This window comes from uncultured Sphingomonas sp., from assembly GCF_964244235.1.
Classification (GTDB): Bacteria; Pseudomonadota; Alphaproteobacteria; order Sphingomonadales; family Sphingomonadaceae; genus Sphingomonas.
Map to the genome: position 1 here is coordinate 1 of NZ_CAXTII010000051.1, position 19,404 is coordinate 19,404.

Annotated in this window: 19 protein-coding genes; 4 read left to right on the forward strand and 15 right to left on the reverse strand. The window is 64.8% G+C overall.

The features are described from left to right. The coding region (locus ACFE7D_RS09575) for an MFS transporter (RefSeq protein WP_375395199.1) at window positions 1-393 on the reverse strand (393 nt) is incomplete at its 3' end. A 144-nt stretch (window positions 394-537) separates the two neighbouring features. Here ACFE7D_RS09575 and ACFE7D_RS09580 point away from each other — a divergent pair. Continuing rightward, on the forward strand, window positions 538-1,461 hold the full coding sequence (locus tag ACFE7D_RS09580; RefSeq protein ID WP_375395200.1) for an alpha/beta hydrolase family protein: 924 nt from the start codon (window positions 538-540) through the stop codon (window positions 1,459-1,461). A 3-nt stretch (window positions 1,462-1,464) separates the two neighbouring features. On the opposite strand, the gene ACFE7D_RS09585 is transcribed toward ACFE7D_RS09580, so the two are convergent. Together ACFE7D_RS09585 and ACFE7D_RS09590 are read right to left on the reverse strand one after the other, a co-directional pair. Further along, a complete protein-coding gene (locus tag ACFE7D_RS09585) occupies window positions 1,465-2,331 on the reverse strand; it encodes an alpha/beta fold hydrolase (protein WP_375395201.1) in 867 nt (288 codons plus the stop codon). After that, on the reverse strand, window positions 2,328-3,326 hold the full coding sequence (locus tag ACFE7D_RS09590; RefSeq protein WP_375395202.1) for a DUF3089 domain-containing protein: 999 nt from the start codon (window positions 3,324-3,326) through the stop codon (window positions 2,328-2,330). The genes ACFE7D_RS09585 and ACFE7D_RS09590 overlap by 4 nt, the downstream gene beginning before the upstream one ends. 153 nt (window positions 3,327-3,479) lie before the next feature. Here ACFE7D_RS09590 and ACFE7D_RS09595 point away from each other — a divergent pair, with 153 nt between their 5' ends. Continuing rightward, window positions 3,480-3,941, forward strand: a complete 462-nt coding sequence (locus ACFE7D_RS09595; protein WP_375395203.1) for a DUF4440 domain-containing protein — start codon at window positions 3,480-3,482, stop codon at window positions 3,939-3,941. A gap of 47 nt (window positions 3,942-3,988) precedes the next feature. On the opposite strand, the gene ACFE7D_RS09600 is transcribed toward ACFE7D_RS09595, so the two are convergent. The 3 genes from ACFE7D_RS09600 to ACFE7D_RS09610 all read right to left on the reverse strand — a co-directional run bounded on the left by ACFE7D_RS09600 (window position 3,989) and on the right by ACFE7D_RS09610 (window position 7,965). Then, window positions 3,989-6,577, reverse strand: a complete 2,589-nt coding sequence (locus tag ACFE7D_RS09600; RefSeq protein WP_375395204.1) for a TonB-dependent receptor — start codon at window positions 6,575-6,577, stop codon at window positions 3,989-3,991. Between the two features lie 85 nt (window positions 6,578-6,662). Then, entirely contained in the window at window positions 6,663-6,926 is a 264-nt protein-coding gene (locus ACFE7D_RS09605; RefSeq protein ID WP_375395205.1) for a hypothetical protein, read from the reverse strand. Next, window positions 6,919-7,965 carry a class I SAM-dependent methyltransferase gene (locus ACFE7D_RS09610; protein WP_375395206.1) on the reverse strand — a complete coding sequence of 349 codons (1,047 nt, stop codon included), beginning with the start codon at window positions 7,963-7,965 and terminating at the stop codon, window positions 6,919-6,921. Before ACFE7D_RS09610 ends, ACFE7D_RS09605 begins: the two co-directional genes overlap by 8 nt. Window positions 7,966-8,143: 178 nt before the next feature. Between ACFE7D_RS09610 and ACFE7D_RS09615 the strand changes: the two genes are divergently transcribed. Together ACFE7D_RS09615 and ACFE7D_RS09620 are read left to right on the forward strand one after the other, a co-directional pair. Continuing rightward, window positions 8,144-9,304, forward strand: coding sequence for a class I SAM-dependent methyltransferase (locus tag ACFE7D_RS09615; RefSeq protein ID WP_375395207.1), 1,161 nt, complete (start codon window positions 8,144-8,146; stop codon window positions 9,302-9,304). A 1-nt stretch (window position 9,305) separates the two neighbouring features. Continuing rightward, window positions 9,306-9,626 carry a hypothetical protein gene (locus ACFE7D_RS09620; protein ID WP_375395208.1) on the forward strand — a complete coding sequence of 107 codons (321 nt, stop codon included), beginning with the start codon at window positions 9,306-9,308 and terminating at the stop codon, window positions 9,624-9,626. A gap of 437 nt (window positions 9,627-10,063) precedes the next feature. Here the strand turns inward: ACFE7D_RS09620 and guaA are convergent, their stop codons facing one another. The 9 genes from guaA to secY all read right to left on the reverse strand — a co-directional run bounded on the left by guaA (window position 10,064) and on the right by secY (window position 19,097). Then, window positions 10,064-11,620 carry a glutamine-hydrolyzing GMP synthase gene (gene guaA / locus ACFE7D_RS09625; protein ID WP_375395209.1) on the reverse strand — a complete coding sequence of 519 codons (1,557 nt, stop codon included), beginning with the start codon at window positions 11,618-11,620 and terminating at the stop codon, window positions 10,064-10,066. Window positions 11,621-11,745: 125 nt separating this feature from the next. Then, window positions 11,746-12,168 carry a 50S ribosomal protein L17 gene (gene rplQ / locus ACFE7D_RS09630; protein ID WP_375395210.1) on the reverse strand — a complete coding sequence of 141 codons (423 nt, stop codon included), beginning with the start codon at window positions 12,166-12,168 and terminating at the stop codon, window positions 11,746-11,748. Window positions 12,169-12,386: 218 nt separating this feature from the next. Further along, window positions 12,387-13,448, reverse strand: coding sequence for a DNA-directed RNA polymerase subunit alpha (locus tag ACFE7D_RS09635; protein WP_375395211.1), 1,062 nt, complete (start codon window positions 13,446-13,448; stop codon window positions 12,387-12,389). 90 nt (window positions 13,449-13,538) lie between these two features. Further along, window positions 13,539-13,928 (reverse strand): 30S ribosomal protein S11, encoded by a 390-nt coding sequence (rpsK, locus tag ACFE7D_RS09640; protein ID WP_375395212.1) that lies wholly within the window; start codon window positions 13,926-13,928, stop codon window positions 13,539-13,541. A gap of 110 nt (window positions 13,929-14,038) precedes the next feature. Continuing rightward, on the reverse strand, window positions 14,039-14,407 hold the full coding sequence (gene rpsM / locus ACFE7D_RS09645; RefSeq protein WP_375395213.1) for a 30S ribosomal protein S13: 369 nt from the start codon (window positions 14,405-14,407) through the stop codon (window positions 14,039-14,041). Between the two features lie 216 nt (window positions 14,408-14,623). Next, the gene (locus tag ACFE7D_RS09650; protein WP_375395214.1) at window positions 14,624-15,967 is read right to left on the reverse strand and encodes a sensor histidine kinase; all 1,344 of its coding nucleotides are present in this window, start codon (window positions 15,965-15,967) and stop codon (window positions 14,624-14,626) included. A 25-nt stretch (window positions 15,968-15,992) separates the two neighbouring features. Beyond that, the gene (locus ACFE7D_RS09655) at window positions 15,993-16,685 is read right to left on the reverse strand and encodes a winged helix-turn-helix domain-containing protein (RefSeq protein ID WP_375395215.1); all 693 of its coding nucleotides are present in this window, start codon (window positions 16,683-16,685) and stop codon (window positions 15,993-15,995) included. A 366-nt stretch (window positions 16,686-17,051) separates the two neighbouring features. Further along, window positions 17,052-17,699, reverse strand: coding sequence for an adenylate kinase (locus tag ACFE7D_RS09660; RefSeq protein ID WP_375395216.1), 648 nt, complete (start codon window positions 17,697-17,699; stop codon window positions 17,052-17,054). A gap of 33 nt (window positions 17,700-17,732) precedes the next feature. Then, the gene (gene secY, locus ACFE7D_RS09665) at window positions 17,733-19,097 is read right to left on the reverse strand and encodes a preprotein translocase subunit SecY (RefSeq protein WP_375395217.1); all 1,365 of its coding nucleotides are present in this window, start codon (window positions 19,095-19,097) and stop codon (window positions 17,733-17,735) included. Window positions 19,098-19,404 lie beyond the last annotated feature (307 nt).

A 19,404-nucleotide genomic window follows, 5' to 3' on the forward strand; every position in this document is an offset into this window, starting at 1 on the left:
GGTCGCATAGGCCAGCAACGCGACCAGCACATACCCGACCTTGACCTGTGCCGACAGGCCGGAGGGCACGTTGAACAACAGCAGCGCCGCGATGGCGAGTAGCACGCCGCCGAACAGCAAGAACGGCCGCCGCCGGCCCCAGCGCGATCGTGTCCGGTCGCTCGCCGCGCCGACCAGCGGATCGATCACCGCATCGTAAAGCTTCGACAGCCCGATCAGCGAGCCGGCAAGCGCCGCGCCGATCCCGACGAAATCGACCACATAGCGCAGCAGCAACACGTTCACGGCATTGAACAGCGCCGCGACAGCGAGCGTCCCCAGCCCCCAACCCGCGCAAATACCGAACGACAGCGGTGCGGCGGCGGTCGCCGGTATCCGTAAAGTGCTCGCCATGATGTTTCCCGCCAATAAGGTCTTCGTCTCACACGCATCATGCGACGGCAAGGACGGGAAGCGCACCCGCGCGTTTTATCCGTACGACGGATAGATACGCCGCTCATGTTGGCGGCGCGCAACAAAGATGGTCGCATGCGTGGGATGAGAAATGCTCGGACGATCCTGATCGTGGCAATGGCGGCGTGGTGCGCGATCGCATCGCCGGTCGCCGCCCGCACCGTTTCCGCGACGTTTGCCCTGATCGAGCCGGGCGATCGTGGCACGATCTCCTATCGCATCACCGCGCCGACGATCGGGCGGCGTCTGCCGATCCTGCTCTTCTCGCACGGCGCCGGCTATTCGGGCGACGATTATGCCCCGCTCGTTCGCTATTGGGCGGATCATGGTTTCATCGTCGTGCAGCCGACGCATCTCGATTCGCGCAAACTGAACCTCGCCGCAGACGATGCGCGCCGCGCGTCCGTCTGGCGCAGCCGCGGCGACGATCTGGTCGCGGCGCTCGATCGCTGGCCGGACCTGGTCCGACAATCGCCCGCCATGTTGCGCAACGCGGACCCGACCCACGTCGTCGCTGCCGGCCATTCGTTCGGCGGCCACAGCGTCGCATTGCTCGCCGGGATGACCGTCAGAGGCGCCGAGCCGCTCGGCGACCGGCGCATCCGCGGCGTGCTCCTGCTATCGCCGCCGGGTGGCTTTGACGGCCTGGCGGCGGACTGGCAGGCCCGCGCGCCCTATCTCGATGCCGATTGGTCGGCGATGCGCGTGCCGGCACTGACGATCATCGGCGCGCGCGATCGGTCGGCCATGTCGCCGCGCGATGCGACGTGGCATGCGGATGCCTATCGCCGTGCGGCGGGCGGCAATTCATGCCTCGTCACGCTGGCCGATGCCGGCCATTTCCTGGGCGGCGTCGGCGGCCAGCCGCTGACGCTTGGCACCGATCCGGCAGACCCGGCCGCCGTCGCGATCGTGCAAGGTGCCTCATTGGCCTTCCTGCGCGCCGCGGTGACGGGCGTTCGATTCCGTCCCCGCAGATTTGCCCATGCCACCACGGAGTGCCGTTGAGCGTCACCCGGCCAGAAAGGTGGCGATGGCGGCAGCGGTCTCGCGCGGTTTCTCCTGATGGACGAACGACCCGGCATCCGCGATCACCGCCGCGCGCGCATGCGGAATCAGGCGCAGCCCGACCTCGGCATATTTGGCGTAGCGGCCACGATCGGCGTTGAGCAGCAACGTCGGCGCGACGATGCGCGGCAGATAATCGGTGACGCCCACCCGACCCACGCCGCGCTCGCACGCGCGCAGCCAGCCGCCGGCGATCGCGCTGCTGCGCTCCTGCTCTTCGGTCACGCGCGGATCGAGCGTTCCGAACAGGCGGTTGCGCTCCGCCGCCGGCAACATCGACGTGGCATCGGCGCGCCCGGCATCCTGCTCACGGATCGCGGCACGGTCCATCGCGCCGATCAGGCTGGTGCTCAGGATCGCGAGCTTCTCGATCCGGCCCGGCCAGCATGCCGCCATGACGATACCGATCACCCCGCCCAGCGAATTGCCCGCCACGGCGAAGCGCTCCACCCCGATTTCGTCGAGCGCCGCCAGCAACGCGGCGGCGCATTCGGGCACGGTCATGATATACGGCGGCGGCCCGTTCATCGCCGATCCGCCGTGCCCAGGCGGATCGAATGCGATCACGGTATGCGTCTGCGCGAGATACGGCGCGGCCAGCCGCCAGTCGGCGATCCACCCGCCTAGCTTGGGCAACACGACCAGCGGTGGCCCCTTCCCCATCGTGGCGTAATGCAGCGTGCCGCCGCCAACCGCGATATCGCCGCCACCAGTCCATGGTGCCGCCTCTCGCAGCGCCGCCGGCAGGCGCGACGACAGGGTCACGCCTGCCGCGGCCCCCAATGCCAGTACCTGTCGCCGTGTCGTCACGGATGCGCCTTTCGATAGGCCGCGCTGCGCCGGATCGCATCGGCGCGCAGCTCGCCGTAGAACAAGGCGATGTCGTGAAAATGCATATTGCCGCCGGGTAGCGGCGTCAGCTCCAGCGCGGGATCGGGTTGCACCGCCAACACGCCACCGACGCATGTCGCTCTGACGCTCTGCCGGCGCAGCGGTTGCAGGCCGACCGGAATCGCCGCGCCGGGCAACGCGGTGGCAGCATTCTTTGCCGCGAGATTGGTGCATACCAGTGTGCTGGCCGCGTCGGCTGTGGATACGACGCCGAGCGTGCGAGCGAAATAGGCGCTTGTATCGCTACCGGCGAGGAAGCTGTTCCAGCTGATGACGCAGCCGGTCTGCTTGGGCCGGTCGCAGGGCGGAACCCCACCAGCACCGCGCTTTACCGGAACGCCGATGGCATAGGCGGCGACCATCCGCGCGGCCAGTGGTGTCCTCGAAATCCGATCGGCCAGCAGGCGAGTGACGAACAGCGCGCCCTGGCTGTGCCCGGCGAGGATGAACGGGCGACCATGCGCGCTCGCCAGGAAAGAATCGAAGGCGCGCACGACATCGCCGTAAGCAAGGTCGTAGGCTTTCGCCCCCTCACCCGCCATCTCCGCGAAGGCACGCGTTGAGGCCTGGCGGTAGCGTGGCGCGAACACGCGGCAGCAGCCGTTGAACACGCTCGCCTGTCGCGCGATCACGCTGCGATCCGTCCAGCTGTTGGTCGCGGCGTCGTCGATGCGTTGGTTCCACTGTTCGGCGCTGCGGAACGTGGTCGGGTGGATATAGAATACGTCCACCGCCGGGCGCCGCGCGAGCGGTGTGGCGTTGGTCGGCACCGATTGCGCCGGCCCAGGCCGATCGGGCCGCGCGGCCCAGTTCGCCGGATCGCCATAGTCGGGCGGCGGCGGCGCATCCCGAGCGACCGTCGAACCGGACGTCACCTGCGCGAGAAGGGCCAGCCAGAGAGCAAGTGTCGGCATCGGTCGCTCCGTCGATCAACTAAGATGATAGCCGATCGCCGATCGTCGCGCTCGCCCGCGTTGAAGCTGATCGCCACGCGGATAATCTCTCGGCTACACGGCGGCGCCCGCGGTTAACCGATCTAACCTTATCGTCCCATCAGGAGAGCGACCATGATCAGACCTGCCATCATCCTGTCCTGCGCGCTGGCGATCGCCACGCCTGCCCTGGCACGCCCGCCACAGACCAAGGCCGCCGCGCAGGCGGAAATCTGGGCGCTGGAGCAGGCGATCTACGCCGCCCGCGGCCGCGGCGACATGCGCCCCTATATTGATCACGTTGCCGGCGATTATCTCGCCTGGCCGCCGCGCATTCCGGCGCCGGCAGGCGTCGACAGCCTGCATGCGCTCGCCGGGCGGATGGCGGCGGACAATCGCGAGATACTGACGATGACGCCGGTCGCGTTCTCGCTCAACGGCGATGCCGCGGTGATCTACTATACCACGCATCGCACCCGACATCCTGACGGCAGCGCGGCGGACGAGCGCTTCGACGTGATCCACAACTGGGTTCGCGAAGGCGGGCGCTGGCGGCTGCTCGGCGGTATGGCGCGAGCGTCCCAGCCGGCTGAGTGAAGCTGTTCGGCACCCGCGTGACCTGCGCGGGTGCCGACGGAGCGGTTTCAGAAGTTGAAGGCGAGCGTCGATCCGAGCGTACGGCCTTCGCCGAACGACGGCACCACCTGCCTCAGGCTGGGGATGACGAACGCACTTTCCAGATAGCGTTTGTCGAACAGGTTCTTCACAAAGAAGAACGCGCGCACGCCACTATGTTCGACGCCGATCCGCGTGTTGACCAGGGTGAAATCGTCGAACTGGCTGATGTTGACCGTCTCGACATATTGCTTGCCCCGATAATTGGCGTCCACGCCGCCGAACAACGCCCAATCGTTGGCGAAGCGGCGGGTATAGTCGATCCCGATCGAACCCGAGAACCGCGGCGTTCCGGGAATGTGATTGCCGCTGATATCGCCATTGCGATTGCAGACGATGTTGTCGCAGATGTTGATGTAACCCGGATCGACCGATCCTTTGCTGTATTTTGGATTCGAGTAGGCGAACGAGAAGTTAAACGCGAGGTCGCGCACCGGGCGGAACTGCCCGTCGAGTTCGACGCCGTAATTGGTCGAATTGCCGACTGCCGCATAGATCGACGGCGGAACGATTCCCTGGTTTGTGCTGCCCGTTGGGAAATTGGCGGGGACGACACGCGTTTGCTGATTGGTCCAGTCGATATAGAAAGCCGCGACGTTCAGCGTCAGCGTGCGACCGAACAATTGATTTTTCGATCCGATCTCGTAAGTCCAGTTTTTCTCAGGGCTGAAAGATTGTTCCGAGGGCAGCAGAACTGTAGTCGAGGCGACGTAGCCGTTGAAACCGCCGGCCTTCACGCCCCGTGCAGAAGACGCATAGACCAGATTCTCAGGCGTCAGCTTGTACTGCGCAGTAATGCGCGGGCTGAAATCACTGAAATTGCTCTGCAGGATTGGCCGCAGGATGTTAGGATCGCGGCCGGCGGCGGTCTCGCGACCGCGCGCTAGGATATCATCAAGAGCCACGCCGGTGCGGTTATAGCGACCCTCGGCAGTTATATTTGCCTTGTCTTTGAGGAAATCATACGAGACTCGGCCGAAGACGGCATTGGTTTCGTATTTTGTCTTCTGGATCGTAAAAGGGACGGTCAGGCCGGAAGTGGAAAGCGGATCCGACGACAATTGCAACAACGGCGTGTTCGGTGCGACGAAGCGGAGCCCGAAAACGAAATTGTCGGTCGCATCTGAATGGTAGTAGCCGATCTCCGCCTTTAACGGCGCACCCTTGTCATAAGCGAGCCGTACTTCGTGGCTTTCGAAATCAATTACCCCACCTTCCTTCTGCTGCGAGATCGTCGGCCGACCAGTCGGGTTGAAGGTATTCGCCGGAAACGCCAAATTCTCCTGTGCCTCACCCCTGGTTTTGCCGAAAACATAGGACAGCGTCATCGCGCCCGCGAACTTCCACTCAGCGCTGGCACGGTATACCTCGGTCTTGGACACGATATCGGGCTGCTGCACCGAACTCAGGCCCGCCGGGCGATTGGGATTGACATTCGATCGCAGACCCGAAGGATCGGTCGGCAAGACGCCGCAAAGCAACGAAGGACTACCGAACGCATTCAGCGGACCGCAATTCAGTTTGTCCTCGACGAAGGTACCATCAACCGAATAATAGGGCTTCTGCTCTTCCGAGCGATCGAGACGTGAGTATGATGCGTCGATGGTCAGATTATCGGCCGGCGTGAAGCGCACCGCGCCCGAATAGCTCTCCCGATCGAACCCGCCGAAGCGTGAGAAATCGCTGCCAAGCCCGGGGAAATTGTTACGCAGGGTACCTCCGTACATCGACCGCCCGTAAAAGGCGCGCGCGCTCAGGATACCGGGAATGATCGGGCCACCGATCCCGGCGCGATATTCGACGCGGTCGTAATCGCCTACCGTAACCGAACCATCGACCTTGAGCGTGTTGCTCGGCTTCTTGGTGACGACGTTGATCGCGCCCGAGAAGGTATTTTGTCCATATAGCGCGCTCTGTGGCCCTTTGACGACCTCGATCCGCTCGATATCGGCCAACGTGAAATTGGCCATGTAGCCGCGCTGGAGATACACCCCATCGACGAACACGCCGGTGTTGGCGACCGCATTCTGGACGTTTGCCTGCGCCAGGCCGCGGATCGTCACGTTGCCGTTGAAACCGCTGACGAAATCGCGGAACTGCAGCCCTGGCGTGTAGCCGGCGATATCGGAAAGGCTGGTAATCGACCGGTTGGTCAGCGCCTCGGCGCCGATCGCAGTGATTGACAACGGCACGTCCTGCAGGCGTTCGCCGGTGCGACGGGCCGTGACAACGATGTCGCCGGCAGCGAGGTCATCGGTCTGGTCGGCGGCATTCCGCACGTCAACCGCAGGCGCGGCGCTCTGCGCCCAGACCGGCGCGGCCGTCGTCAGTAATAGTGCGATCGTCGATGCGAATAGCGTCTGACGCATGATTTCCCCCCAAGGATAGCAGCCAAACATTGTGTCGGGCCGAATACGACTACAGTTATCGGTCACCGCCTTTCGGCTTCTGTTCCGAACCGCTGCACCACAAACGTGACGCGGGCGACCGCGTGTCGCAATTCCGTCATTGATGTTGACCACCTGTCGATCAGACTCCGCTAGGCTGGCAAGGCGCATTGCCGGGCCGCATCGACGCAAGGTCGTCAACCGCGGCGGATCGGCGCGGCAGGGTCGACATTCTGGATTTGAAAGCGTGCCGTGTTCAGGCGTCGCCGGCAAAGGCGGCGGCGAGCGCGCCGATCATGCGGTCGCGGTCCGCGTCCAGCCGTGCCTGCAATGCCGGATCGACGTCGAACCCGTCGATCTCGGCGGTCGCATCGATGCCGTGCTTTTCCAGCACCGCCTCCAGGATGGTCAGCCGGTCGCGCAGCGTCCACATTTCGCGGCCCAGCGCCAGCACCGCGGCGGCGACCTCGTTGATCTGCGCGGGTTCGAGGATCGTGCGGGCCGGGGTGCGATCACGCATCGGGTTTGCGTCCATAGACGAAATATGGGTTGCCCGACGGGCCGATGCCGCCGGTACGGACATCGACGAACCCCGCGGCACGCGCTCCGGCGGCGAGATCGACCAGCCCGGCGGCGCGCCAGAACGGCTCGCCGCCCCATTTCGCCGCCCAATCGAACCGCCACGCGGTCATCCGGTCCAGATCCCGTGTGCGCGGCACGTCGGCCATCAGCAGGTCGCCGCCCGGCACCAGCAGACGGAACGCCTCCTCGAACCAGCGCTGGATAATCCGCGGCGGCAATTCGTGATGAATCGCATAGGATGTGACGAGATCGAAGCGGCCATCGGCCAGCCCGGTATCCTCGCCCACGCCGACGATGAGGCGCCAGGCAGCGCCACGTTCGTTGCCGACGCGCTGCGCCTGTTCCAGCATCCGCGCGGACGGGTCCACACCCACGATCTCGGCGGCCGGAAACCGGTCCGCCAGCGCGACCGTATAATGGCCGCTGGACGTACCGAGTTCGAGAATACGACCATAGTCCGCGCGGGGCAGTTCGTTAAGCAGATCATGGCGCTGCGCATAGATGTTGCCGGGGAAAATCCGCGCGACATAGCGCCGATGGACCAGTTCTCCATGCACGAAGCCGTTATAGTCCGATGCGTCCCAACCGCCGGTCGTGCGGTGGAACCATACGTCGGACCAATAGGTCGGCGGGGAAAAGTCGTCCGATACGGTGAGCGTTGTGCCGCCCTCGCGCAGCGCCTCCAGTTGCCGGGTGATGGTTGGGCGGACCTCCTCGAACGCCGCCTCGCACGCGCGGCCATGTTGCCGAGCACCCCAATCCCCGAGCAGCATCCACGTACGATGTCGCGGGTATCCGCCGAGCGCGCCGGCGATCACGTCGTGTCGCTCGTCCATATCGTCGGGCAGCGTATCCGCGGTGATGTCCTTCGCGGCCAGATCCTGCTCCAGCTCCCGTTGCAACCGTCCCGCCGCATGGCGGATGCCAACTTCGAAATCGATCAGCGCACGTCCGCGCTGGGCTAGCCGATAATCCATGGGTGACCATCTCCCGTCCATGGGCTACGAATAGACCTCCGGGCCGGGCATGGCGAGCCTGTGTTCCGGATGATCACCTGTCGGGCATTTGCGTGGGCATCGACAGACTCAACGCCTATAGCGCCGTATAGCGGAATCGATGTCGCGACGGAGGCGACGGAATTGCGGAGGCGAAAGCGTGACGTTCATCACGAAGCTTGGCGAGAGCGGCCTGAACGGCTCGAGCGATCGGCCCAAGCCGGCGATCGGCCTCAGCCAGCGCGGCCGGTCGAGCATGGAAGTGCTCGGCACGATCCAGGCCTTCGCCGCATCGACATTGCGTCCTGCCGCCCGCGAAGCATTCGAGGCGAATGCCGAAGCCGCCGCCCTGTCCGCCGATCATGTCGCCGACACGCGGGGCCAGGGCGGTCGGGACCGTATCGCCAAGGCTCGCGCGATCGCCGATGGCGATCCGCTGTTCCGACTCGAACGCTTCCTGCAACGCTGGGTCGCAGAGGAGAATTTTAATTCGGGGATTCCCGCGATCGAGGAACGGCGCGCGCAGTTCGAGGCATTCTTCGGCGGACCCAAGCCGGATCCGGTCGGCGGATCGCTGACGCTTGCCGACGCGATCGCCGCGCCGCGTTACTATACCGAGATCGACTGGCATCTCGAACCGGGCGGCTGGGACGGCTACGACCTGTACGGCGCACTGTTCGCGTTCGGGGTCGGCCCGTTCGTCTTCGCGAAGGGCGGCTATGCCGCGGTCGGTGTCGGTGACGATATCGCCAGCCAGCGCATCGACGCGGTCCGCCAATTTTCGAAATCGCACTATGGCCGGATCTTCGAACCGGGTTGCGGCGGCGCGACCACCGCTCGGGCGCTCCACACGGTGTTTCCCGAGGCCGAACTGGTGGGCTGCGACCTGTCGCCGTCGCTGCTGCGCAACGGGCACAGGCTCGCCGAGCGGCTGGGCATTCCGATCCATCTGAAACAAGCCGATGCCACCGCCACCGGTGAAGCGGACGAGAGTTTCGACGGCGTGATCACCTATGCGCTGCATCACGAATTGCCGCCCAAGGCCAATGCCCGGCTGCTCGGCGAGATGTTCCGCATCATGAAGCGCGGCGCCGATATCGTGATCAGCGATCCGCCGCCGTTCCGGGCGGTCGATCTCTTCCAGGCCGTGATCCTCGACTGGGAAACCGAGAACCGCGCCGAGCCGTTCTTCTCGGCCGTGCTGCACTCCAGCCTGGACGATCAATTGCGCGCGGCAGGGTTCACCGGCGTCGAAAGCTACGCGCTGGGCCAGGGCGGCTATCCTTGGATCACGCGCGCGACCAAGCCTGCGGAAGTTTAAAATGGACCAGCCCTATATCGACAAATCGAGCACCGAAGACCTTGGCCGCATACTGATGGCGTTGGTCCAAGAAGTCTGGGTGATGCGCGACCGTATGGCGATCACGGAAAAGCTGCTCGCCGACCGGGCCGGAATCACACCCACCGACATCGACGATTACGTTACCGATGCCGCCGACACCACAGAGATCGAAGCACTGCGTCAGCGTTTCGTCGCCAAGGTGATCGGCGCTCCTTCGGCGGCTCGCGACCGCAGCGTCGATCAGATCCTAAAGCGTGCCGGCTTTGGCGCCGGTCAGTCCGCCGAGCACTCGACCGGTTGAGAACCTCCCTCCGTTTCATGCGCACTAACCGTCCCTGCGCCCCGCATCGCGACACATGCCTTTGAGGCTTTCAGTTCCGGCCCGGCCGGCGCATCGGCGAGCAAAGATGGACCTGGACGAACGTGATTGAGCGCCATCGGGGACTCCTTCGGAAGCGGCAGGCTGTCGAATCGTTTATGCGCCGCACGAGCCGGCGCAAGATTGATCGTCAGTCCATCATATGGTCGAGCGGGGGAACCCGCCTATTGGCGCGCCATTCTACGCTAAAGCTCGATAGGTCCAGCACACAGATTTATATGCCCGATGATCTGATGCAGATCGCTTCTGCGACGGGGAACGAGCAGAACTTGGCCGTTTAGGCAACGGCGGTAGAAAATCGATCTACAACGGGCCGGCAGCTAATTGCGGTCAAAGGTAAGCTGCGACAACCATTCCCCTCATTCCCATTCGATCGTGCCCGGCGGTTTGCTCGTGTAATCATAGACCACCCGGTTGATCCCGGCGACCTCGTTGACGATCCGCGTCGCCACGCGCGACAGGAACGCGCCGTCGAACGGGTAGACGTCCGCCGTCATCCCATCGACCGACGTCACCGCGCGCAGTCCGCAGACCGACTCATATGTCCGGTGATCGCCCATCACGCCGACCGTCCTGACCGGCAGCAGCACCGCGAACGCCTGCCAGATCGCGTCGTACAAGCCGGCGCTGCGGATTTCCTCGAGGTAGATCGCGTCCGCCTTGCGAAGGATGTCGCAGCGCTCCTTCGTCACCTCGCCGGGAATGCGGATGGCGAGGCCGGGGCCGGGAAACGGATGCCGCCCCACGAACGCTTCGGTCAGCCCCAGTTCGCGGCCGAGCACGCGGACCTCGTCCTTGAACAATTCGCGTAGAGGCTCGACGAGCTTCATGTTCATGCGTTCGGGCAGGCCGCCGACATTGTGGTGGCTCTTGATCGTCACCGACGGCCCGCCGGTGAAGCTGACGCTTTCGATTACGTCGGGATAGAGCGTCCCCTGCGCCAGGAAGTCCGCACCGCCGATCTTCGCGGCCTCGGCCTCGAACACCTCGATGAAGGTCTTGCCGATGAATTTCCGTTTCGCCTCGGGGTCGGTGACGCCGGCGAGGCCGTTCAGGAACAGGTCTTCCGCGTTCACATGGACGAGCGGGATGTTGTAGTGGTTGCGGAACAGCGAGACGACCTGCTCGCTTTCGCCGGCGCGCATCAGGCCGTGATCGACATAGACGCAGGTCAGCTGTTCTCCGATCGCCTCGTGGATCAGCACCGCGGCGACGGACGAGTCCACGCCACCGGAAAGTCCGCAGATGACGCGGCCCGATCCGACCTGCGCGCGGATTTCCGCGACCTTGGCGGCTCGGAACGCGTCCATCGTCCAGTCGCCGCCGAGCCCGCAGACGCGGTGGACGAAGTTGGCGATCAGCTTGCCGCCATCGGGGGTGTGGACGACCTCGGGGTGGAACTGCACGCCGTAGAAGCGGCGCGCTTCGTCCGCGGTGACCGCATAGGGCGCACCGTCCGACACCGCGACCGGCACGAAACCGTCGGGCAGCCCCGTCACCTTGTCGCCGTGGCTCATCCACACCTGGTGGCGCCCGCCCTGCTGCCACAGTCCGTCGAACAACGCAGACTGGCCCTTCACCTCGACGAAGGCGCGGCCGAATTCGCCGCCGTCGCCTGAGACGACGACTTCGCCGCCCAATTGCTGGCACATCGTCTGCTGACCGTAGCAGATGCCGAGGATCGGCAGCCCGGCGTCGAAGAAATGCTGCGGGGCGTGGGGGGCGTTTTCCTCGGTCACCGAGGCGGGGCCGCCGGACAAGATCAGGCCCTTGGGGCGCATCCGGTCGAACGCAGCTTCGGCTGACTGGAACGGGGCGATCTCGCAATAGACGCCGGATTCGCGGACGCGGCGGGCGATCAGTTGCGTTACCTGGCTGCCGAAATCGACGATGAGGATGCTGTCGGGCTGTTGCATGGTCGGCGTCCGCAATTAGCCGAAGCTAATCGCGGGTCAATCGCCGACCGCGGACGGCGTCGCGAAGCAACGGCCGACGACGCGGCTTCGCCGGGGCGCGAGCTGATGTACGGCTACGACGCAGCTCAGGCCGCCTCGTCGAACTCGTCGTCCGACATCACCGGCCCCGAATCCTGGCCCTTGGCCGACACATCGCGGTCGACGAACTCGATCACCGCCATCGGGCTGGCGTCCGATGCGCGGATGCCCGCCTTGATGATGCGGACATAGCCGCCGTTGCGCGCGGCATAGCGTTCGGCCAGCACGTCGAACAGCTTCAACAGCTGCACGTCATCGAGCAGCCGCGCATGCGCCAGGCGGCGGTTTGACAGGCCACCCTTCTTGGCGAGCGTGATCAGCTTCTCGACATAGGGGCGAAGCTCCTTCGCCTTGGCGACCGTTGTCGTGATCTGTTCGTGCTTGATGAGCGCCGCCGACATGTTGCGGAACAGCGCGATGCGGTGGGCCGAGGTCCGCTGTAGCTTACGGCCGCCTACACGGTGACGCATGGGTATTTCCTTCGTTCGTAGGGGGGCCGTGCCAGGTACCCCGATCCAGGTGGCGACGGGACCACCTTTCAAATCCGTCACCCCGGACTTGACCCGGAGCCCAGCTTCTTCTTAACCCCGCCGCGGCAAAGCCGCGTCGTCGAACGGAGCCTTCGGCCCCGTCGGCCGGGCCTGCCGATTGCCACGGGATTAAGCGCGCTTAATCCCGGACGGCAGGCTTACCCCATAATCTCTTGTTCTAGCTTCTTCGCCATTTCCTCGATATTCTCCGGCGGCCACCCAGGAATTTCCATGCCGAGGCGCAGGCCCATGCTGGAAAGAACTTCCTTGATCTCGTTGAGCGACTTGCGGCCGAAGTTCGGGGTCCGGAGCATCTCGGCTTCGGTCTTGCCGACCAGATCGCCGATATAGATGATGTTGTCGTTCTTCAGGCAGTTCGCCGATCGCACCGACAGTTCCAGCTCATCGACCTTCTTGAGCAGATAACGGTTGATCTGCTGCGTATCGCCCGAGGTCTCGCTCGTCGAAACAGGCACCGCCTGGCCGATCGGGGCCGACCGTACCGACGAATCGTCGAAGTGGACGAACAGCGCCAGCTGGTCCTGCAGGATACGGCCGGCATAGCCCACCGCGTCTTCCGGGGTCACGGTGCCGTCGGTCTCGATCGTCAGCGTCAGCTTGTCGTAATCGAGTTCCTGCCCGACGCGCGTGTTCTCGACCTTGTACGAGACCTGACGCACCGGCGAATAGAGCGCATCGACCGGGATCAGGCCGATCGGCGCATCCGCCGGACGATTGGCGACCGCCGCGACATAGCCCTTACCGACATCGGCGGTCAGTTCCATGTTCAGCGTGGCACCTTCGTCGAGATGGCACAGCACCAGCTTGGGGTTCATTATCTCGATATCGCCCGACACCGCGATGTCGCCTGCGGTGACCGTGGTCGGGCCGGTGGCCGACAGCTGGAGCCGCTTCGGCCCCTCGCCCTGCATGCGAAGCGCGATCTGCTTCACGTTCAGGACGATGTCGGTCACATCCTCGCGGACACCGGCCAGCGACGAGAATTCGTGCAGGACATTCTCGATCTTGATCGACGTGACGGCCGCGCCCTGAAGCGACGACAGCAATACGCGGCGCAGCGCGTTGCCGAGCGTCAGGCCGAACCCACGCTCCAGCGGTTCGGCGACGAAGGTCGCCTTGCGCTTGCCGTCGCTGCCAGCCTTTTTTTCCAGGCCGCTCGGCTTCTTGAGTTCCTGCCAGTTCTTTGCGTTGACGGACAAAGCGGTGTCCCCTGATGTTGGGCCGGCGCGAGGGCTGCAGCGGCCTTGGACGAAAAAGACCCCCCGGCTCGTCAGCCAGGGGTCGGATAATCAGACGCGACGGCGCTTCGAAGGACGAACGCCGTTGTGCGGGATCGACGTCACGTCGCGGATCGACGTGATCTGGAACCCGACCGCCTGCAGCGCACGAAGCGCCGATTCGCGACCCGAACCCGGGCCCTTGACCTCGACCTCGATGGTACGGACCCCGTGTTCGGCGGCCTTCTTTCCAGCGTCCTCGGCAGCGACCTGCGCGGCGTAGGGCGTGGACTTGCGCGATCCCTTGAACCCCATCGTACCGGCGGACGACCAGGAGATCGTGTTGCCCTGCGCGTCGGTGATCGTGATCATGGTGTTGTTGAAACTGGCGTTCACGTGCGCGACGCCGGAGGTGATGTTCTTGCGTTCACGCCTGCGAAGGCGCTGCGGGGCTTGTGCCATTGAAGTCGTATCCTGACCTTGTATCCTGGTACGGAGAGCGGCGGGCGGTCAGCCTCGTGCCTCGCTCCGGCGGAAAAGAAGTGGCGGGAAAGCGCCCCGCGCTTTCCCTGCTACTTCTTCTTACCCGCGATCGGCTTCGCCTTGCCCTTGCGGGTACGCGCGTTGGTGTGCGTGCGCTGGCCGCGAACCGGCAGACCGCGGCGATGACGCAGGCCGCGATAGCAGGCCAGGTCCATCAGCCGCTTGATGCTCATCGCCGTCTGGCGCCGCAGATCGCCCTCGACCGTATGGTCGGCGTCGATCGTCTCGCGGATCTGGAGAACTTCCTGATCGGTCAGGTCCTGGACACGCGCGGCATCGGCGATGCCCAGCTTGGCGGTGATTTCCTTGGCCTTGGTCAAACCGATGCCGTGGATATAGGTCAACGCGATGACGACGCGCTTGTTGGTGGGCAGATTGACGCCCGCGATACGTGCCATGAACAATTATCTCCTAGCTCCACAGGGACGGCATGGCTGCACGATCCCCATATCGACGCGTGGCTCCGACACCGCTTTCCAACGCATAAAAGCGACGAACGCAATATAGCGCCGCCGGAAACCGGTGTCTCGGAGCCGAAGTGATTAGGGGCGGGCGATCACGCTGTCAAGCAAGCGGCTTCACGCATTAATGCACGCGCAGCTTACCGTTGCCGCTCAGTGGCATAGCACGATCCGCGCTACCAGTCCCGGCGCATTGTCGGCCAATTCGAACCGCCCGCCGTGCAATCGCGCGACCGAGTCGATCAGCGCCATCCCGAGCCCCGCCCCCGGCGTCGATCGCGCACTGTCCAGCCGGCCGAACCGCTTGGTCGCCTGTGCGCGGTCGATCGCCGCGATGCCCGGGCCGCGGTCCTCCACCTGGATCGCGACGCCACCCGCGGTACGCGCCAGCCGCAACGTGACCTCGCCCCCCGCCGCGCCGTGCTTCAGCGCGTTGTCGATCATGTTCGCGATCGCCTGGCTCAACAGTTCGCGGTGCAGAGCGATCGGTGCCGGCCGGTCCTCGACCGCCGTGGTAAAGAGCAGCCCGGCCTCTTCCGCGACGGGCTGGTAGAACTCCGCGATCTCCTCGACGAGATCGGCGGGCGCGACACGAATGAAGCGATCGCGCGAAGTCGATTCGGACCGGCTGATCTCGATGACCATCGTCAGCATCCGCATCACCAGATCGGTTTCCGCCACCAATCCGCCAAGCGCCGCTTCGCGTTGTGCCGGGTCGGCGATCAGGACGGCCTGCTCGGTCTTGGTCCGTAGCCGCGCCAGCGGCGAGCGCAGGTCGTGTGCCAGGCTGTCGGTGACTACGCGAAGCTCCGCCATCAGCCCCTCGACCTTCGCCAGCATCGCGTTCAGCCGGCCGGCGAGGCGATCGAACGCGTCGCCTGCACCACCGGCTTGTGTGGCGACGCGGCGCGACAGATCGCCGCCCCCTGCCGCCTCGACGACCGAGGCTATCCGGTCGAGCCGACGCCCGACATAGCGCGCGATGACGATCCCCGCGACGACCCCGAGCCCAAGCGCCAGGACCACCGCCAGCGCGAGCGCGCGTGCGATCGCCTGTTGTTCGGTTTCAACGAGATCGAGGCTCCGCCCCGCCAGCAGCCAGTAGCGGCCGATCGGATGTAGCGCGTAACCGACGTCGCTCGTCGACGGGCTGTTGTCGATATCGTCGACCCGGAATTCGGTTGGCACGATCGGAACGCCGATATGGGGAGGCGCGTAACCCGTGATCCGTCGCCCCTGCGGGTCCAGTACCGCCAGCAGCAGCGATCGATCGCCCGGCGCGCGCGTCTGGTCGATGGCATTCGTGACCGCAGGCAATCCGCCCGCGGCGAAGACTGCGCGCATCGCGTCGGACTGCTCGACCGTCTCGCGCCGAAGCGTATCGATCGCCACACCGCGCGTCTGCCGCCACACGAACCCTACCGGCGCAAGGTCGGCGACCAGCGCCAGGGCGATCCCCAACAGCGCGATCCGGGTGGTGACCGAAAACCGCATCATCGGGACGGACGCCGATGCGCCGCGCTCATCCCTCGGGCGAAAGGCGATAGCCCGCGCCGCGCACGGTATGCAGGATCGGCGTGGGGAAACCGTCCTCCAGCTTGCGGCGGAGCCGGCCGATATGGACATCGACGACGTTCGAACCCGGATCGAAATGATAGTTCCAGATCTTTTCCAGCATCATCGTACGCGTGACCACCTGCCCCGCATGCCGCGCGAGGAATTCGAGCAGGTTGAACTCGCGCGCGCCGAGCGGAATCGATCGGCCGGCGCGCACCACGCTTCGTGCAAGCAAATCGATCTCCAGATCACCGACGGACAGCCGCGTCTTCTGCGGCTCCGCAGTCACCCGGTCCGAACGACGCATGAGCGCCTCGATCCGGGCGGAGAGTTCGACGAAGGAGAAGGGCTTGCAGAGATAATCGTCCGCCCCGGCCCGCAATCCATCGACCCGGTCGTCGACGCTGCCAAGCGCCGACAGGACGAGCGCAGGCGTCTGGATGCCGGCGGCGCGGATCGCGGATATCATCGCGAGCCCGTCGATGCCCGGCAACATCCGGTCCGCGATCACGAGATCGAAAATGCCCTCGCTCGCCAGAAACAGGCCGTCGCGGCCGTCGGTGCAGGTCTCGACCGAATAGCCCGCCTCCCCTAGTCCCTTGGCGAGATAGGCGGCGGTCGAGGCGTCGTCCTCGACGATCAGGATCTTTCGACTCACGGCTTGCGGAACATTGGCAGGGGTTCTCCTGGCAGCTTTCGAACCCCCTATACACCGAAAGGCCGGCGGAAAGCATGTCCCTGCCGGCCTCTACGGCACCCCGGGGGGGCGGACACCGATCGGGAAGATGGCCGGCCGCCGGTGGTGGTGGCCTTGGTTGAGAGGATAGGACGGCGGTGTAACCTGCGCGATGACCCGGACATGCCTATTGCGTCACGGTTGGCGTGGATAGGGTGGCAGAACCCCGATCACGATAATCCTGTCTCCCGCGAAAGCGGGAGCCCAGGGTTACGAGCGACATCGCCTGCGGCCCCTGGGCCCCCGCTTTCGCGGGGGAACGGGTAGTATGTGCGGTCAGCGCGACCGCTACGCGTCCAATATCCCCGCGATCGCCGCACCCACCGCATTCATATCCGCCATCCCGTCCACCCGGCGCACCAGCCCGCGCGCTTCGTAAAGCGGGATGATCGGCGCGGTCTTCGCGCGATATTCGGCCATGCGCGTACGCACGGTTTCCTCATTATCGTCCGGCCGACGCTTGAACGCAGTCGATCCGCAGACATCGCACACGCCCGCAACCTTCGGCAGCTTGAATACATCATGATAGCCCGCACCGCACTGCGCGCAGGTGTACCGACCGACGATCCGCTCGACGAGCGCATCTTCGTCCACTTCCAGCTCGGCCACGTAATCCAGCGAACGGCCGCGCGCGGACAGCAGGCCATCCAGCGCCTGCGCCTGCGCCGCGGTGCGGGGATAGCCGTCGAAGATGACCCCCGTCGCCGCGTCCAGCCGATCGAGTTCCTCGCCGATGATACCGGAGACGATGTCGTCGGACACCAGCCCGCCCGACTCCATTACTGCCTTCGCCTGCAATCCCACCGGAGTCGCCGCCTTTACCGCGGCGCGAAGCATGTCGCCCGTGGAAAGCTGCACCATGCCGCGTTCGGCGACCAGGCGCGCCGCCTGCGTGCCCTTGCCCGCACCGGGTGGCCCGAGAAGGATGATGTTCACGCGGCTACACTCCCATGCCTGCGAGGGCGCGGCTCAACGGAGCCGTCCCCCCTTCAGCTTCGCCTTCTTGATCAGGTCGCCATATTGCTGCGCGAGCAAGTGGCTCTGGATCTGCGTGACCGTATCCATCGTGACGTTCACGACGATCAGCAGGCTGGTGCCGCCAAGATAGAAAGGGATCGACAGGGCCGATACCAGATATTCCGGCAGCAGGCAGATGATCACGAGATAGCCGGCACCGATGACGGTGATCCGCGTCAGCACGTAATCGAAATACGTCTCGGTATTCTTGCCGGGGCGAATACCGGGGATGAACCCGCCATAGCGCTTCAGATTGTCCGCAGTCTCTTCGGGATTGAACACGACCGCGGTATAGAAGAACGAGAAGAACACGATCCCGGCACCGTACAGCAACATGTACAGCGGCGCGCCATGCTGAAGATACTGGTTGAGCGAGATGATAATGTCGCCCCAACGGCTCGCCCCCGCGACTCGCTGTCCCGCGAACTGGCTGATCGTCAGGGGCATCAGCAGCAGCGAGGAAGCGAAGATCGGCGGGATGACACCCGCAGTGTTGATCTTCAGCGGCAAATGGCTGCGATCTGCCTGCATCCCGCGCTGTGTCTGCCGCTTTGGGTACTGGATCAGGATCCGCCGCTGCGCGCGTTCCATGAAGCAGATGAACAGGACGAGGAACACGACCGCGACGACGATGCCGATCAGACGCACCGCGTCGATCGATCCCGACCGTCCGCCCTCCATCAGGTTGACGAGCGTCGTCGGCAGATTGGCGACGATACCCGCCATGATGATGAGCGACACGCCGTTGCCGATGCCGCGGCTGGTGATCTGCTCGCCCAGCCACATCAGGAACATCGTACCGCCGATCAGGCTGACCACCGCGACGACGCGGAACAGCATGCCCGGATCGACCACCGCCTGAACACCCTGGTTCGCGCCAAGCGTTTCCAGCCCGACGGCAATGAAATAGCCCTGGATCGCGGTGAGCGCGACGGTGCCGTAGCGGGTATACTGGTTCAGCCGCTTGCGACCACTCTCGCCGTCCTTCTTGATCGCGGCGAGCTGCGGGCTGAGCGACGTGGCGAGCTGCACCACGATCGACGCGGTGATGTACGGCATCACGCCAAGCGCGATCAGGCTCATCCGCTTCAGCGAACCGCCCGAAAAGGCGTTGAAGAAATCGAGCACGCCGCCCGCGGTATGCTGCGACAATAGCCCGAGCGCGGTGGGGTCGATGCCCGGCAACGGCACGAAGGACAGCATCCGGAACACGACGAGCGCGCCGATGGTGAACCACAGCCGCTTCTTGAGGTCGGTCGCCTTCGCGAACTTCGCGAGGTTGATGCTTTGCGCCATCTGGTCGGCTGCGGATGCCATGCGTCTGATCGTCCCGGAAACAAAGTTCCCATGAAAGTGTTACTTTCATGGGTGCCCAAACAAAACGGCGGAGCGCGTTTTGACCGCCCCCGCCGCTCATATAGGTGCCCATGCGGGCTTGTCTAACCCATCCGATCGTCACCCCGGCCTCGTGCCGGGGTCCAGGGCCACAAGGGTCATCCTCTGCGGCTCTGGATGCCGGGACGAGCCCGGCATGACGGATAAGGGATCACGCCTTGAACGACGCCTTGTGCGCCTTGCGCTCCCGATACTTGACGCCCTTCTTGGCGGCGGCCTTGTCGGCGGG

What these genes read in the sequence shown, in the direction of transcription:
- ACFE7D_RS09580 (WP_375395200.1), top strand. Translation starts at nt 538, where the DNA reads ATGAGAAATGCTCGGACGATCCTGATCGTGGCAATGGCGGCGTGGTGC.
- ACFE7D_RS09590 (WP_375395202.1), bottom strand. Translation starts at nt 3,326, where the DNA reads ATGCCGACACTTGCTCTCTGGCTGGCCCTTCTCGCGCAGGTGACGTCC.
- ACFE7D_RS09595 (WP_375395203.1), top strand. Translation starts at nt 3,480, where the DNA reads ATGATCAGACCTGCCATCATCCTGTCCTGCGCGCTGGCGATCGCCACG.
- ACFE7D_RS09600 (WP_375395204.1), bottom strand. Translation starts at nt 6,577, where the DNA reads ATGCGCCTTGCCAGCCTAGCGGAGTCTGATCGACAGGTGGTCAACATC.
- ACFE7D_RS09605 (WP_375395205.1), bottom strand. Translation starts at nt 6,926, where the DNA reads ATGCGTGATCGCACCCCGGCCCGCACGATCCTCGAACCCGCGCAGATC.
- ACFE7D_RS09610 (WP_375395206.1), bottom strand. Translation starts at nt 7,965, where the DNA reads ATGGATTATCGGCTAGCCCAGCGCGGACGTGCGCTGATCGATTTCGAA.
- ACFE7D_RS09620 (WP_375395208.1), top strand. Translation starts at nt 9,306, where the DNA reads ATGGACCAGCCCTATATCGACAAATCGAGCACCGAAGACCTTGGCCGC.
- guaA (WP_375395209.1), bottom strand. Translation starts at nt 11,620, where the DNA reads ATGCAACAGCCCGACAGCATCCTCATCGTCGATTTCGGCAGCCAGGTA.
- rplQ (WP_375395210.1), bottom strand. Translation starts at nt 12,168, where the DNA reads ATGCGTCACCGTGTAGGCGGCCGTAAGCTACAGCGGACCTCGGCCCAC.
- rpsK (WP_375395212.1), bottom strand. Translation starts at nt 13,928, where the DNA reads ATGGCACAAGCCCCGCAGCGCCTTCGCAGGCGTGAACGCAAGAACATC.
- rpsM (WP_375395213.1), bottom strand. Translation starts at nt 14,407, where the DNA reads ATGGCACGTATCGCGGGCGTCAATCTGCCCACCAACAAGCGCGTCGTC.
- ACFE7D_RS09650 (WP_375395214.1), bottom strand. Translation starts at nt 15,967, where the DNA reads ATGATGCGGTTTTCGGTCACCACCCGGATCGCGCTGTTGGGGATCGCC.
- secY (WP_375395217.1), bottom strand. Translation starts at nt 19,097, where the DNA reads ATGGCATCCGCAGCCGACCAGATGGCGCAAAGCATCAACCTCGCGAAG.